We start from the raw sequence: 14,622 nt of genomic DNA on the forward strand, positions 1-14,622 counted from the left end.
TCTGCTGTGCTTGTTGTGGTTGTGGGTGTGGCGGGGGGGGGGGGGGGGGGGCCCCCCCCCCCCCCGCCCCACTTTTCTCTCCAGACCCTGATGGAGTGTCCCTTCATTGAACTTCGACGACCTGTTCTCCAACTTCGGGACATACACGACGACCGGCCTGACGCAGGGTGCGATCTACGCCCTGGTCGCGCTCGGCTACACGCTGGTCTACGGCGTGTTGAGACTCATCAACTTCGCCCACTCCGAGGTCTTCATCGCCGGCGCGTTCGCGGCGATCTGGACCTGGAACGGCTTCGGGCTCGACCAGAACTCGCAGGTCAGCGGCATCGGGTCGATCATGTTCTACCTGCTGGTGGCGATGATCGTCGCGGCGATCGCCTCCGCCGGCACGGCCACCGTGATCGAGCGGGTGGCGTACCGGCCGCTGCGTAAGCGCAACGCGCCGCCGCTGGCCTTCCTGATCACCGCCATCGGCGCGTCCATCGCCATCTCCGAGGCGTTCGGCATCTGGACCCGCCGCCGCCCCGAGGGCGCCCCGATCCTGGTCAGCCAGGAGCCGCTGTTCCACATCTTCGGCGTGCCGATCGACGGGGTACAGCTGCTCACCCTCGGCGCCGCGCTGGTGATGATGATCGCGCTGGACCTGTTCATCAACCGCAGCCGGGTCGGTCGCGGCATCCGGGCGGTCGCCCAGGACGCCAACACCGCCGCGCTGATGGGCGTGAACAAGGACCGGATCATCCTGATCGTCTTCATCGCCGGCGGCAGCATGGCCGGCGTCGCCGGCCTGCTCTACGACGTACGGATCCAGACCCTCACCTACAGCGTCGGCTTCCTGCTCGGCCTCAAGGCCTTCACCGCCGCGGTACTCGGCGGCATCGGCAACCTGCGCGGCGCGCTGCTCGGCGGCCTGCTGTTGGGCTTGATCGAGAACTACGCCTCCGGTCTGTTCGGCAGCGAGTGGAAGGACTTCGCCGCGTTCGCGCTGCTGGTGGTGCTGCTGATGTTCCGGCCGACCGGTCTGCTGGGTGAGTCGCTGGGGAGGGCACGGGCATGACGACCGTTCTGGACAAGGTGCGCTCCGGCCGCGAGGCGGCCGGGGAACGGTGGCGCGGCGCGCCGCGCTGGGTACGGTGGGCGCTGCTGGCCGCGGTGATCGTGTTCTTCTACGCGCTGCCGAACAAGGAGTTCTACCAGTACCTCGGGCCGATCCCGACCCCCGGTGCGAACTTCACCCAGGTGATGTTCACCGTCTCGATCTACGTGCTGCTGGCCGTCGGTCTGAACATCGTGGTCGGCTTCGCCGGCCTGCTCGACCTCGGCTACTTCGGCTTCTTCGCCGTGGGCGCGTACACCGTGGCGGTGCTGACCTCGCCGAGCAGCAACCTCAAGACGCTCTGGCCGTGGCTGCTGGCGGTGCCGGTGGCGATCGCCCTGACGATGGTCTCCGGCGTGATGCTCGGTACGCCGACCCTGCGGCTGCGCGGCGACTACCTGGCGCTGGTGACGCTCGGCTTCGCCGAGATGATCCGCATCGGCGCGGTCAGCTCGGAGTTCCTCAGGGGGCAGCGGGGCTTCAACCAGATCCCGCACCCGCCGGGCGAGTTCGCCGACGGCAAGCCGGTCTTCGGCGTGCTCGACGCCCGGCCGTACTACTGGCTGGTGCTCACGCTGATCATCCTGGTGGTCATCGGGGTGCGGAACCTGACCCACAGCCGGGTCGGGCGCGCCTGGATCTCGATCCGGGAGGACGAGGACGCCGCGCAGCTCATGGGCGTGCCGACGTTCAAGTTCAAGCTGTGGGCGTTCGCCGCGGGCGCCGCGATCGCGGGCCTCGCCGGCGCGCTCTTCGCGGGCAAGCAGAACTTCGTCAACTCGCAGAACTTCGAGCTGCTGAACTCGATCATCATCCTGGCCGCAGTCATCTTCGGCGGCTCGGGCAACATCGTCGGCGCGATCGTCGGCGGTGGCCTGGTGGCGTACATGATCGAGCGGTTCCGTGGCATCGAGGTGCTGGGCGTCGAGCTGTACGAGTACCGGTTCCTGTTCTTCGGCCTGGTGCTGGTGGTCATGATGATCTTCCGGCCGGAGGGTCTGATCCCCAACCGACGACGTGCGGCGGAGTTCAAGGATCGTCGCAAGGAGGTGACCGTCGGTGAGTGACACCGAGCAGACGCCGGTCGTTCCGGCGCAGGCCGGCGCGCCGGCCGTGGAGGCGGTGCCCACCCGGGAGCCGCTGCTGGAGGTCGACAAGGTCACGCTGCGCTTCGGCGGCGTGGTCGCCCTGAACGAGGTGGATTTCACCCTCTACAAGGGCGAGATCCTCGGTCTGATCGGCCCGAACGGCGCCGGCAAGACCACCTGCTTCAACGCCATGACCGGCATCTACCAGCCCACCGAGGGGCAGATCCGGTTCCGCGGCCAGAAGGTCAGCGGCAAGAAGCGGCACCAGATCACCAAGATGGGCATGGCGCGGACGTTCCAGAACATCCGCCTCTTCCCGGAGATGACGGCGCTGGAGAACGTCCTGGTGGGCGCGGACGCGCACAACAAGACGAGCGTCATCTCCGCGCTGTTCCGCCTGCCGCGGTACTGGAAGGAGGAGCGCGCGAGCCGGGAGAAGGCCGAGCGCCTGCTGGAGTTCGTCGGCATCCGCAAGCGGATGCACGAGTTCGCCCGCAACCTCTCCTACGGCGAGCAGCGGCGGCTGGAGATCGCCCGCGCGCTGGCCACCGACCCGGTGCTGCTCTGCCTGGACGAGCCGGCCGCCGGCTTCAACCCGGCGGAGAAGGAGGAACTGCTCCAGCTCATCCGGCAGATCCGGGACACCGGCGTGACCGTGCTGCTCATCGAGCACGACATGCGCCTGGTCATGGGGGTCACCGACCGGATCGTGGTGCTGGAGTTCGGAAAGAAGATCGCCGAGGGGCTGCCCGCCGAGGTGCGGGAGAACCCGAAGGTGATCGCGGCGTACCTGGGGGTGCCGGACGATGCTGCTTGAGATCGACGATGTGAGCCTGCTCTACGGGCGGATCCAGGCGCTGCACGGCATCAGCCTGACGGTGGACGAGGGCGAGATCGTCGCCCTGATCGGCGCCAACGGCGCCGGCAAGTCGACCACGATGCGGGCGATCTCCGGGATCCGGCCGGTCGCCAGCGGCAGCATCCGGTTCAACGGTGAGGACATCACCAAGCTCCGGGCGGACCTGCGGGTCCGGCGGGGGCTGTGCCAGGCACCCGAGGGCCGCGGGATCTTCCCGGGCATGACGGTGCTGGAGAACCTCGACATGGGCGCGTACACCCGGCGCGACCGGGCCGGCATCGCCCAGGACCTCGACCGGGTGCTGGGCCTCTTCCCGCGCCTGGCCGAGCGGCGCAGGCAGCAGGGCGGCACCCTCTCCGGCGGCGAGCAGCAGATGCTGGCCGTCGGGCGGGCGCTGATGAGCCGGCCGAAGCTGCTGCTGCTCGACGAGCCCTCGATGGGTCTGGCCCCGATGCTGATCCAGCAGATCTTCGACATCATCGTCGAGATCAACCAACAGGGCACCACCGTCCTGCTGGTCGAGCAGAACGCCCAGCAGGCGCTGGCCCGGGCCCACCGGGCGTACGTGCTGGAGACCGGGCGGATCGTCAAGAGCGGCACCGGTGCCGAGCTGCTGCACGACCCGGCGGTCAAAGAGGCCTACCTCGGCGTGGCCTGACCGGCCGTCACCCCTCATCGCAAGGAGTACCCCATGTTCCGCATCAGTGGTGGCCGCCGGGCCGCCCTCGGCGTCACCGGCGCCGCCCTGCTCGCCCTCTCGCTGGCCGGCTGCGGCGAGAAGGAGAGCACCGAGCAGCCCAGCGCCGGCCCCAGCGTCACCGCCGCCGCCGACTCGGCGCTGGCCGCGAAGGTGCCCGACGCCATCAAGGCCGACGGCGTGATCAAGGTCGGCACCGACTCGACGTACGCCCCGGCGGAGTTCCTCGACGCCGACGGCAAGACGGTCGTCGGCTTCGACATCGAGCTGTTCAACGCGGTCGCGCAGAAGCTCGGCCTCAAGGCCGAGTACGAGTCGGCGCCGTTCGACGCGATCCTGCCCGGCGTCGGCTCCGGCAAGTACGAGGTCGGCGTCTCCTCGTTCACCATCAACGCCGACCGGATGAAGACCGTCAACATGGTCAGCTACTACTCCGCCGGCACGCAGTGGGCGACCAAGGCCGGCAACCCGGCCAAGGTCGACACCGAGAACGCCTGCGGCAAGAAGATCGCCGTGCAGGTCGGCACCGTGCAGCTCGACGACATCACCGCCCGGTCGAAGAAGTGCACCGACGCCGGCAAGCCGGCGATCACCATCGACCAGTACCAGGCGCAGAGCGACGCCACGGCCGCCGTGGTCAGCGGCAAGGACGACGCCATGCTGGCCGACTCCCCGGTCGGCGCGTACGCGGTGAAGCAGAGCAACGGCCAGCTGGAGCTGCTCGGCGACATCTACGAGTCGGCCCCGTACGGCTATGCGGTGAAGAAGGACCAGGCCGCGTTCGCCGAGGTGCTCAAGGAGGCCGTCGCGGCGGTCATCGCCGACGGCTCGTACGAGGGCGCGCTGAAGAAGTGGGGCGTCGAGGGCGGCGCCATCACGACTCCGGCACTGAACCCGACCAGCTGACCATGTCGGTCGGAACAGACACACCCGAACGGGCACGGCCGGAACCCATCCAGGCCGTGCCCGTGCGGCATCCCGGGCGGTGGGTCGCCGTCGCCGTGATCGGGGTGCTGGTGGCCATGTTCGTGCACCTGCTGGTGACGAACAAGGCGTTCAACTGGTCGTTCATGGTCGACGAGATGTTCCGCCCGCCGATCATGGCAGGGGTGCGCGGCAGCCTCGCATTGCTGCTGACCGCCATGCTGATCGGCATCGTGCTGGGCGTCGTCATCGCTGTCATGCGGCTGTCGGAGAACCCGATCCTGCGTGGCGTCGCCTGGGCGTACACCTGGTTCTTCCGGGCGGTACCCCGGCTGGTGCTGGCGATCCTCTTCGGCAACCTGGGCATCCTCTGGGCGCGCGTCGAGTTCGGGCTGCCCTTCGACCGGCAGATCGGCGCCCTGTTCGGGGTCGACGACTTCGAGGCGCGACTGTTCGGCTTCTCGGCGGTGGACATCCTCACCGGCTTCGTCGCCGGCATGCTGGCGCTGGGCCTGTCCGAGGCCGCCTACATGGCGGAGATCGTCCGGGCCGGCATCCAGTCGGTCGACGAGGGGCAGACCGAGGCCGCCCAGGCGCTGGGCATGCGGCGGGGGCAGATCCTGCGTCGCATCGTGCTGCCGCAGGCCATGCGGGTGATCGTCCCGCCGACCGGCAACGAGACCATCGCCATGCTCAAGGACACCTCGCTGGTGGCCTTCGTGCCAGTCTCCACGGAGCTGTTCTTCCAGCTCAGGGCCGTGAGTAGCCGTACCTACCAGGTCGTCCCGATGCTGGTCGCGGCGACCATCTGGTACCTGCTGCTGAGCAGCGTCCTGCTGGTCGGGCAGTACTACCTGGAGCGGAACTTCTCCAAGGGCGTCGGGCGCAGCGGGCGGGCCAAGACCAGGCTGCGGGCGATCACGGCGGAGAGCGGCGGCACGACCGGGAAGGTGGACGGCGCATGACCGAGCTGACGGTGCCGGCACCGGCTGACAAGGCGGTGGAGCCCGGGCTGATGGTCCGGGCCGAGCAGGTGCACAAGTCGTTCGGGTCGATCGAGGTGCTCAAGGGCATCGACCTGGAGGTCCGCAGCGGCGAGGTGTGCTGCCTGCTGGGTCCCTCCGGCTCCGGCAAGTCGACGTTCCTGCGCTGCATCAACCACCTGGAGAAGATCAACGCCGGTCGGATCTGGGTGGACGGCGACCTGATCGGCTACCGCGAGCGCGGCGGCAAGCTGCACGAGATGCGGGAGAAGGACGTCGCCGCCCAGCGCCGGGCGATCGGCATGGTGTTCCAGCGGTTCAACCTCTTCCCGCACATGACCGCCCTGGAGAACGTCGCCGAGGCGCCGGTGCAGGTGGGCCGCGAGAAGAAGGCGACCGCCCGGGACCGGGCCGCCGCGCTGCTGGAGCGGGTGGGGCTGGGAGACAAGCTCGGCAACTACCCGGGTCAGCTCTCCGGCGGGCAGCAGCAGCGGGTGGCGATCGCCCGGGCGTTGGCGATGCAGCCGAAGCTGATGCTCTTCGACGAGCCCACCAGCGCGCTCGACCCGGAGCTGGTCGGCGAGGTGCTCGACGTGATGAAGGACCTGGCGCGCGACGGCATGACGATGATCGTGGTCACCCACGAGATCGGCTTCGCCCGGGAGGTCGGCGACTCGCTGGTCTTCATGGACGGCGGCGTCGTGGTCGAGTCCGGCGTGCCCCGCGAGGTGATCGCCAACCCCCGGCACGACCGGACGAAGGCGTTCCTGGCCAAGGTGCTCTGAGTGGTACGTCGGCGCGGCCCACCCCCGGGCCGCGCCGGCGTCCGTGCCGGGTGTCCGCCTCGGGCCGCGCCGGTGTCCGTGCCGGTGTCCCGGAGTGTCGGAGCGGGCGGCTAGAGTCGCTGCCGTGACAGCTACGACGCCGCGCCTGCTTCTCGTCGACGGACATTCCATGGCATACCGGGCGTTCTTCGCCCTGCCGGTGGAGAACTTCTCCACCACGACGGGGCAGCCGACCAACGCGGTCTACGGCTTCACGTCCATGCTGATCAACGTGCTGCGCGACGAGCAGCCAACGCACATCGTGGTCGCCTTCGACGTCTCCCGCCGCTCCTTCCGCACCGAGAAGTACGCGGAGTACAAGGCCGGCCGCAGCGAGACCCCGACCGACTTCAAGGGCCAGGTGAGCCTGGTCAAGGAGGTCCTCGCGGCGCTGCGCATCCCGGTGGTGGAGAAGGAGGGCTTCGAGGCCGACGACATCATCGCCACCCTCGCCTGCCAGGCCCGCGACCAGGGCATGTCGGTCCTGATCAGCAGCGGCGACCGCGACGCGTTCCAGCTCGTCGGCGACCAGATCACGGTGCTCTACCCGCGCAAGGGCGTCTCGGACCTGGCCCGGATGGACCCGGCGGCGATCGAGGCGAAGTACGGCGTCCCCCCGGAGCGCTACCGCGACCTGGCCGCCCTGGTGGGCGAGACCAGCGACAACCTGCCCGGCGTGCCCGGCGTCGGGCCGAAGACCGCCGCGAAGTGGATCAACACGTACGGCGGGGTCGACGGGGTCGTCGCGCGGGCCGACGAGATCAAGGGCAAGGCCGGCGACAGCCTGCGCGAGCGGCTCGCCGACGTGATCCGCAACTACGAGATCAACTGTCTCGTCTCCGACCTGGAACTGCCGCTGCGCCCCGAGGACGCGCGGTGGGAGGGGTGGGACCGCGAGGCCGTCCACCAGGTCTTCGACACCCTCGAGTTCCGCATCCTGCGCGACCGGCTCTACCAGTACCTGGAGGCGGTGGAGCCGGAGGCCGAGTCCGGGTTCGACCTGACCGGCGAGGTGCTCACCGAGCCCGGGGCGCTCGCCGGGTGGCTGGAGACGCACGCGCCGGCCGACACCCCGGTGGGCGTGGCGGCGAAGCTCGACACGGGCCCCAACCGCCGGCACACCGCCTCGGTGACCGGGCTGGCGCTGGCCACCGCCGGCGGTGCGGCGGCCTGGTGCGATCCCGCCACCCTGGAGCCGACCGACGAGGCGGCCCTGGCGGCCTGGCTGGCCGACGCCGGGCGGCCCAAGGTGCTGCACGACAGCAAGCCGGCGGTGCTGGCGTTCGCCGCGCACGGCTGGCGCCTGGAGGGCATCCTCCGCGACACCCAGATCGCCGCCTACCTGGCCCGCCCCGACCAGCGCTCCTACGACCTGACCGACCTGGCCCTGCGCTACCTGCACCGCGAGCTGCGGGTCGACGCCCCGGAGACCGGCCAGCTCACCCTGGAGGGGCTCGGCAACGACGGCGAGGCGGAGCAGAACCTCATGCTCCAGGCCCGCGCCACCCTCGACCTGGCCGACGCGATCGACGCCGAGCTGTCCCGCGACGGCGAGCAGTCGGCGCGGCTGATGGCCGGGGTGGAGCTGCCGCTGATGCGGGTGCTCGCCGGCATGGAACGCACCGGCATCGCCGCCGACACGCACTACCTCTCCGAGTTGGAGGCGCACTTCGCCGCCGAGGTGAAGTCCGCCGCCCAGGGGGCCTACGAGTCGGTCGGCCGGGAGTTCAACCTCGGTTCGCCGAAGCAGTTGCAGGAGATCCTCTTCGGCGAGCTGGGCCTGCCCAAGACCAAGAAGATCAAGACCGGCTACACCACCGACGCCGACGCCCTGCAGTGGCTGCACGCGCAGAACCCGCACCCGGTGCTGGCCCACCTGCTGCGCCACCGGGACGTGGCGAAGCTCAAGACGACCGTCGACGGGCTGCTCAAGTCGGTCTCCGACGACGGCCGCATCCACACCACGTTCAACCAGACGGTGGCGGCCACGGGCCGGCTCTCCTCCACCGAGCCCAACCTGCAGAACATCCCGATCCGCACCGAGGAGGGCCGCCGGATCCGGCGCGCCTTCGTGGTGGGGGAGGGCTACGAGTGCCTGCTCACCGCCGACTACAGCCAGATCGAGATGCGGATCATGGCGCACCTGTCGTCGGACGACGCGCTCATCGAGGCGTTCAACTCCGGTGCCGACTTCCACGCCGCCACCGCCTCGTCGGTCTTCGAGGTGCCGGTCGGCGAGGTCACCGCCGACCAGCGGCGCAAGATCAAGGCGATGAACTACGGCCTGGCGTACGGGCTGAGCGCGTTCGGCCTCTCCCAGCAGCTCGGGATCACCGCCGAGGAGGCGCGCGGGCTGATGGAGAACTACTTCGCCGGGTTCGGGGGCGTGCGCGACTACCTCCAGGAGGTCGTCGCCCGCGCCCGGCACGACGGCTACACCTCCACCATCCTGGGCCGCCGCCGCTACCTGCCCGACCTGGTGAGCGACAACCGGCAGCGCCGGGAGATGGCGGAGCGGATGGCGCTCAACGCCCCCATCCAGGGTTCGGCGGCCGACATCATCAAGGTCGCCATGCTGCACGTCGACACGGCGCTGCGCGAGGCGGGCCTGCGCTCGCGGATGCTGCTCCAGGTGCACGACGAGCTGGTCTTCGAGGTCGCCCCGGGCGAACGGGAGACCCTGGAGGCGCTGGTGCGGCGGGAGATGGGCGGGGCGCACCCGCTGTCGGTGCCGCTGGAGGTCTCGGTCGGCGAGGGCCGGGACTGGAACAGCGCCGACCACTGACGGGTGCCCACCCGCCGCGCGTCGGCACCCGGCCCTGCCCGGGGAGGACGGCAGTGCCCGCGTCGCCGTCGAACCGTGCGATCGGCCGTGGGCAGGGCGGGGCAGGTCCCCGCGTGGCCGCCTAACCGTCCGGGACGGCCGTGGTCGGGGCAGGGCGGCGACGTCCGCGTCGCGTCAGACGTTCGGGATGGTCGTGCCCGCCGCGCGCAGGGCCGCCGCCAGCCGGTCGCGTACCGCCGTCTGCGCCGCGATGCGGGCGTCGAGCACGGCGAGCCGGTTCAGGGCGACCCGGACGCCGGCCGGCGCGGGCGGGGCGGCGGCGACGTCCCCGTCCAGGCAGGGCAGGAACGTCCGCACGTCGTCGAGCGTCAGGCCGGCGTCCAGCAGGTGGCGGATGTTGCGCACGCGGCCCACCGACCGCTCGTCGTAGATCCGGTAGCCGTTGTGGGCCCGCCGGGAGTCGAGCAGTCCGTGCCGCTCGTAGTGCCGCAGCGCGCGCGGGGTGGTGCCGGTGGCCTCCGCCAGCTCGCCGATCAGCATGGTCCGCACCTCCGGGCACCGTTCTACCAGTGCGGCGGGCGACGCCGTCACGCGATCACGGCGCCACCGTCGACCGGCAGCACGACGCCGGTGACGAAGCCGGCCGCCGGGTCGGCGAGGCGCAGGATCGCCCACGCCACCTCCTCGGGACGCCCGATGCGTCCCAGCGGCGTCCGCTCCACCTGCCACCGGCGGACGTCGGCCTGCTGCTCCGGCGTCAGCCCCTGGTGCGCGCCGATCGGGGTGTCGACGGCGCCGGGCGCCACCGCCACCACCCTGATCCCGTGCGGCGCGAGCTCCACCGCCCAGCTGCGGGTCAGCGAGTCCAGGGCGGACTTCCCGGCCGCGTACAACGAACTGCCCGGCCAGGCGCGCGACCCGACCGACGTGGTGACGTTGACGATGACGCCCCGGCTGTCGGTCAGCGCCGGCACCGCTGCCTGGGCGAGCAGGATCGGCGCGACCAGGTTCGTCGCCAGGTGGCGCTCGACCGTGTCCGCGACGAGGGAGCCGAGCGGACCGCCGCCGGCGACGCCCGCGTTGTTGACCAGGACGTCGAGGCGGCCGTGCCGTTGCGTGGCGGTGCCGACGATCAGCTCCGCGGCGCCGGGAGCGGTGACGTCGGCGACCAGCGGTTCGATGCCGGGGTGACCGGCGGCGGTCTCCGCCAGGGGCGCGGCCCGTCGGCCCACCGCGACGACGTACGCCCCCTGGGCGCTGAACTCACGGGCGGTGGCCCGGCCGATTCCGGTGCCCGCACCGGTGACGACGACGATCCTGCGTTGCGCTCGACTCATGGTGCGGATCGTCGGACCCTGCCGTCAGTGGCAGGGTCAAGCGGACGAGTTCAGCGCTTCAGGGGGTCGTGGCCCCAGTTCATCAGGGACCAGCGCCACTTCGTGTCGCGGACGTCGCCGGAGGGGCGCTGCGCCATGTGCCGGCGGACGTAGCCGACGACCTTGCGCATGTGCCGGTAGTCGCCCTCGGAGAGTTCTGCACGCTTGCGCCGCAGCAGGTCGATGATCCTGCGGCCCGACTCGTGCCCGACCGACTCGCCGCCGCCGGAGCGTCCGCCCTTGTGCCAGCCGACCTGCTTCGACTCGTCGGTCTCCAGCCACGTCGACAGCTCGGCCGGCTTCATGTTCACCGCCTCGGTGAACTCCCGGTAGGTGTCCCGGCCCTCGTCAGCCCTGCTCATGGCGCAGCACCTCCGGTCGGTGTGCGACGTCCCGCCCCGAGTCGTCGTTGCGGATCCGGTACTGCGGGTCGTCCGGTGAGGCGTTCACGGCGTGCCCGCGTACGTGCGTCCGTTCGGTGATCTTCTCCTTGACCACGCCGTACGCCCGGCCGCTGTGGCTGGCCCAGGAGACGTGGTCGCCGCTGTGGAACTCGCTCTGCTCGGCCATGCCGCGCGGGTACCCGACGTCGATGCCCCGAAACGACGAGCCGTGGGCTACGGCGTGATGTCGGCGATCGGCAGCTTGATCTCGAACGGTTCGGTCAGCTCGATCAGGTCGGCGCTGTCGGCGATCAGTTCGTACTGTCGTTCACCGCCCGGCCCGAGCCGATCGCCCCGCCGGTAGGCGTAGAGGTGGACGGGGTCCTGCTCGATCCGCCAGTAGTAGGGGCTGCCAGCGGCGGCGTACTCCCCGGGCTTGGCGAACCGGTCGGTGCGGCGGGTGCCGGGCGAGACGATCTCCACCGCGAGTACCACGTCCTCCGGCCGCAGCAGGGACTGGCCGGACGGCACCTCGGCCTTTCGCAGCAACACGTCCGGCTGGCGGCTGGTGTTCGTGTTCAGCACGACGCCGACCGCCTGGGCGACCCGCAGGTGCCCGGGCGTGTGCTGCAGCAGCCAGTGCGCGAGCAGCAGAGAGATGTCCTGATGGCCCAGGGTGGGGGAGGGTGTCACCTGGATGACTCCGTCGACGAGTTCGACGCGGGGGGCGTCGTCCGGCAGGTTGAGCAGGTCTTCCAGCGTGTAGTCGGCACGCTGCTGCCGGATCGGGTCCGGACACCAGGGGCCAGGTGGTGTCGCGATCGGCTCGGCGCTCACCGGCTCAGCGTAACCCCGCGGCCCGCCTCGGACGTCGCACCGACTGTCCGGCTAGCGGGCGGGTTTCTCGGCGACGAAGATGGCGGTGCCGGGGAAGAGGCGGCCGCGCAGCGGGCTCCACTGCCCCCAGATCCCCTCGTGCCCCTCGGGCCACTCCGGTTCCACCAGGTCGAGCAGGCGGAACCCGGCGCCCACGAGCTCGCGGATCCGGTCGCCGAGCGTGCGGTGCTGCTCGACGTAGGTGGCGTCGCCGGCCTCGTCCTGCTCCACGTAGGGGGAGCGGTCGAAGTACGAGTGCACGGCGGTCAGCCCGCCCTCGCCGGGGTCGTCGAGGAAGATCCACCGCATGGGGTGGGTCACCGAGAACACCCACCGGCCGCCGGGGCGCAGCACCCGGAACACCTCGCGCATGACCGCCGCCGAGTCGGCCACGAACGGGACCGCCCCGAACGCCGTGCAGGCCGTGTCGAACGCGGCGTCGGCGAAGGGCAGCGCCAGCGCGTCGGCCTGCACCAGCGGCACGCGTACGCCGGTGCGTCCGGCCGCCAGCGCGGCGTGGCGCAGCATGCCGGCGGAGAGGTCCAGGGCGACCGGCCGGGCCCCCCGGGTGGCGAGCCACCGCGCGGCGGCGGCGGCCCCGCAGCCGAGTTCCAGCACCCGCCGCCCGGCCAGGTCGCCCAGCAGCCGTACGTCGGCCTCCCGCACGCCCTCGGGGCACCAGACGAAGTCCAGGTCGCCGAGGAAACGGCCGTGCTCAGCCTGGTAGTCGTCGGCGTCGGCGTCCCACCAGCGGCGGTTCGCCCGGCGGGCCTCGGCGTTGCCGACCCGGCGCCGGGTCACCCGGCTGTCGTCATCCACCCGCCCACGCTAGCCCCGCGCGCGCCGCGCGCCGGGCGACCCCCGGAGCGCGGGGTACGGCGCCCGGCGCTACCGTTCACCGGTGATGCCCCTGTGACGGACGCGACACCTGCGACGCCTTCCTGCCGATATCTCCGCTTTCGCAGCTGACGAGGCGGCGAGAGGACGGGAGGGCTTGCACGCTGTGGTAATGCAGCGGGTAGGCTAGATGATGCGCTCGCGGATCGTGTGCCTCGGCAGGGAGCAGGTGCGCGGTCTCCGGGACCACTGGCGGAGCCACATCAATGATCTAACGCGATGATCTTTCGGTGTGCCCGGCGACGGATCCGCTGGCGCGAACAGGTCACCGCGACACACCAGCCTGCTGTGACACACCATCCGACCGGAGCAACCGCCCACATGACGAGCAGCATCGAGGCCCCCTCGAGCGCCACCCGGGTCACCCACGACGATCTCGGTTCCGAGGAGGCTTTCCTCGCCGCGATCGACGAGACCATCAAGTACTTCAACGACGGCGACATTGTCGAAGGCACCGTCGTCAAGGTCGATCGGGACGAGGTCCTGCTCGACATCGGCTACAAGACCGAGGGTGTCATCCCCTCTCGGGAGTTGTCGATCAAGCACGACGTGGACCCGGCCGAGGTCGTTTCGGTTGGTGACCACATCGAGGCCCTGGTCCTCCAGAAGGAGGACAAGGAGGGTCGTCTGATCCTCTCCAAGAAGCGGGCGCAGTACGAGCGGGCCTGGGGCACCATCGAGAAGATCAAGGACGAGGACGGGGTCGTCCGCGGCTCGGTCATCGAGGTGGTCAAGGGCGGCCTCATCCTCGACATCGGGCTGCGGGGCTTCCTGCCCGCCTCCCTGGTCGAGATGCGTCGGGTGCGCGACCTGCAGCCGTACGTCGGGCGCGAGCTCGAAGCCAAGATCATCGAGCTGGACAAGAACCGCAACAACGTGGTCCTGTCCCGCCGGGCCTGGCTGGAGCAGACGCAGTCCGAGGTGCGCACCGAGTTCCTCAACAAGCTGCAGAAGGGCCAGGTCCGCAAGGGCGTCGTGTCCTCGATCGTCAACTTCGGCGCGTTCGTCGACCTGGGCGGCGTGGACGGCCTCGTGCACGTCTCCGAGCTGTCCTGGAAGCACATCGACCACCCGTCCGAGGTCGTCGAGGTGGGCCAGGAGGTCGAGGTCGAGGTCCTGGACGTCGACCTGGACCGCGAGCGGGTCTCGCTGTCGCTGAAGGCGACGCAGGAGGACCCGTGGCGTCAGTTCGCCCGCACCCACGCGATCCAGCAGATCGTGCCGGGTAAGGTCACCAAGCTGGTGCCGTTCGGCGCCTTCGTCCGGGTGGACGACGGCATCGAGGGCCTGGTCCACATCTCCGAGCTGGCCGAGCGCCACGTGGAGATCCCGGAGCAGGTCGTCCAGGTCGGCTCCGAGGTCATGGTCAAGGTCATCGACATCGACCTGGAGCGCCGCCGGATCTCGCTGTCGCTCAAGCAGGCCAACGAGGGCTTCGTCGAGGGCGAGGAGCACTTCGACCCGACCCTCTACGGCATGGCCGCGACGTACGACACCGAGGGCAACTACATCTACCCGGAGGGCTTCGACCCGGAGACGGGCGAGTGGCTCGAGGGGTACGACAAGCAGCGCGAGACCTGGGAGAACCAGTACGCCGAGGCGCGTCAGCGCTGGGAGGCCCACACCAAGCAGGTGCAGACCTCCCGGGCCGCCGACGCCGAGGCCGCTGCCAACCCGGCTCCGGCTGTCACCGGTGGTGGCACCACCACCTCGACCAGCGCGGCCCCGAGCCGTCAGGCCGAGGAGCCGGCCGGCACCCTGGCCACCGACGAGGCGCTCGCCGCTCTGCGGGAGAAGCTCGCCGGCGGCAAGTGACCCGCTGAACGACGACGGG

General features: G+C 70.6%; 15 protein-coding genes. 9 read left to right on the forward strand and 6 right to left on the reverse strand.

The window, feature by feature from the left end; all coding sequences use genetic code 11:
* The first annotated feature begins 106 nt into the window (after positions 1-106).
* The 8 genes from ACPXCB_RS29040 (at position 107) to polA (ending at position 9,256) form a co-directional block, all read left to right on the forward strand.
* Positions 107-1,057, forward strand: coding sequence for a branched-chain amino acid ABC transporter permease (locus tag ACPXCB_RS29040; protein WP_425879098.1), 951 nt, complete (start codon positions 107-109; stop codon positions 1,055-1,057).
* The gene (locus ACPXCB_RS29045) at positions 1,054-2,163 is read left to right on the forward strand and encodes a branched-chain amino acid ABC transporter permease (RefSeq protein WP_425879100.1); all 1,110 of its coding nucleotides are present in this window, start codon (positions 1,054-1,056) and stop codon (positions 2,161-2,163) included. Before ACPXCB_RS29040 ends, ACPXCB_RS29045 begins: the two co-directional genes overlap by 4 nt.
* Entirely contained in the window at positions 2,156-3,001 is an 846-nt protein-coding gene (locus ACPXCB_RS29050) for an ABC transporter ATP-binding protein (RefSeq protein ID WP_132236445.1), read from the forward strand. The genes ACPXCB_RS29045 and ACPXCB_RS29050 overlap by 8 nt, the downstream gene beginning before the upstream one ends.
* A complete protein-coding gene (locus ACPXCB_RS29055; RefSeq protein WP_088999313.1) occupies positions 2,991-3,701 on the forward strand; it encodes an ABC transporter ATP-binding protein in 711 nt (236 codons plus the stop codon). The genes ACPXCB_RS29050 and ACPXCB_RS29055 overlap by 11 nt, the downstream gene beginning before the upstream one ends.
* A 33-nt stretch (positions 3,702-3,734) precedes the next feature.
* Complete coding sequence (locus tag ACPXCB_RS29060) at positions 3,735-4,646, forward strand: ABC transporter substrate-binding protein (RefSeq protein ID WP_425879102.1); 912 nt, start codon at positions 3,735-3,737, stop codon at positions 4,644-4,646.
* Positions 4,647-4,648: 2 nt separating this feature from the next.
* Positions 4,649-5,629 (forward strand): amino acid ABC transporter permease, encoded by a 981-nt coding sequence (locus ACPXCB_RS29065; protein ID WP_425879103.1) that lies wholly within the window; start codon positions 4,649-4,651, stop codon positions 5,627-5,629.
* Positions 5,626-6,432 carry an amino acid ABC transporter ATP-binding protein gene (locus ACPXCB_RS29070; RefSeq protein ID WP_425879105.1) on the forward strand — a complete coding sequence of 269 codons (807 nt, stop codon included), beginning with the start codon at positions 5,626-5,628 and terminating at the stop codon, positions 6,430-6,432. Before ACPXCB_RS29065 ends, ACPXCB_RS29070 begins: the two co-directional genes overlap by 4 nt.
* A gap of 124 nt (positions 6,433-6,556) precedes the next feature.
* The gene (gene polA, locus ACPXCB_RS29075) at positions 6,557-9,256 is read left to right on the forward strand and encodes a DNA polymerase I (RefSeq protein WP_425879106.1); all 2,700 of its coding nucleotides are present in this window, start codon (positions 6,557-6,559) and stop codon (positions 9,254-9,256) included.
* A gap of 174 nt (positions 9,257-9,430) precedes the next feature.
* On the opposite strand, the gene ACPXCB_RS29080 is transcribed toward polA, so the two are convergent.
* The 6 genes from ACPXCB_RS29080 to ACPXCB_RS29105 are packed head-to-tail and all read right to left on the reverse strand — an operon-like array spanning position 9,431 to position 12,710.
* Positions 9,431-9,796 (reverse strand): MerR family transcriptional regulator, encoded by a 366-nt coding sequence (locus ACPXCB_RS29080; protein ID WP_425879165.1) that lies wholly within the window; start codon positions 9,794-9,796, stop codon positions 9,431-9,433.
* A gap of 47 nt (positions 9,797-9,843) precedes the next feature.
* Positions 9,844-10,593 carry an SDR family NAD(P)-dependent oxidoreductase gene (locus ACPXCB_RS29085; protein ID WP_425879108.1) on the reverse strand — a complete coding sequence of 250 codons (750 nt, stop codon included), beginning with the start codon at positions 10,591-10,593 and terminating at the stop codon, positions 9,844-9,846.
* Positions 10,594-10,643: 50 nt separating this feature from the next.
* The gene (locus ACPXCB_RS29090) at positions 10,644-10,994 is read right to left on the reverse strand and encodes a DUF3140 domain-containing protein (protein ID WP_425879109.1); all 351 of its coding nucleotides are present in this window, start codon (positions 10,992-10,994) and stop codon (positions 10,644-10,646) included.
* Positions 10,981-11,202, reverse strand: a complete 222-nt coding sequence (locus ACPXCB_RS29095) for a DUF2945 domain-containing protein (RefSeq protein WP_132236460.1) — start codon at positions 11,200-11,202, stop codon at positions 10,981-10,983. The genes ACPXCB_RS29090 and ACPXCB_RS29095 overlap by 14 nt, the downstream gene beginning before the upstream one ends.
* A gap of 47 nt (positions 11,203-11,249) precedes the next feature.
* A complete protein-coding gene (locus ACPXCB_RS29100; protein ID WP_425879110.1) occupies positions 11,250-11,852 on the reverse strand; it encodes a Uma2 family endonuclease in 603 nt (200 codons plus the stop codon).
* A 51-nt stretch (positions 11,853-11,903) separates the two neighbouring features.
* The gene (locus tag ACPXCB_RS29105; RefSeq protein WP_425879111.1) at positions 11,904-12,710 is read right to left on the reverse strand and encodes a class I SAM-dependent methyltransferase; all 807 of its coding nucleotides are present in this window, start codon (positions 12,708-12,710) and stop codon (positions 11,904-11,906) included.
* Positions 12,711-13,007: 297 nt separating this feature from the next.
* Here ACPXCB_RS29105 and rpsA point away from each other — a divergent pair, with 297 nt between their 5' ends.
* Positions 13,008-14,603 (forward strand): 30S ribosomal protein S1, encoded by a 1,596-nt coding sequence (gene rpsA, locus ACPXCB_RS29110; protein WP_425879112.1) that lies wholly within the window; start codon positions 13,008-13,010, stop codon positions 14,601-14,603.
* Positions 14,604-14,622: the final 19 nt, after the last annotated feature.

It is taken from the genome of Micromonospora sp. DT62 (genome assembly GCF_049847285.1).
Lineage (GTDB): Bacteria > Actinomycetota > Actinomycetes > Mycobacteriales > Micromonosporaceae > Micromonospora > Micromonospora reichwaldensis.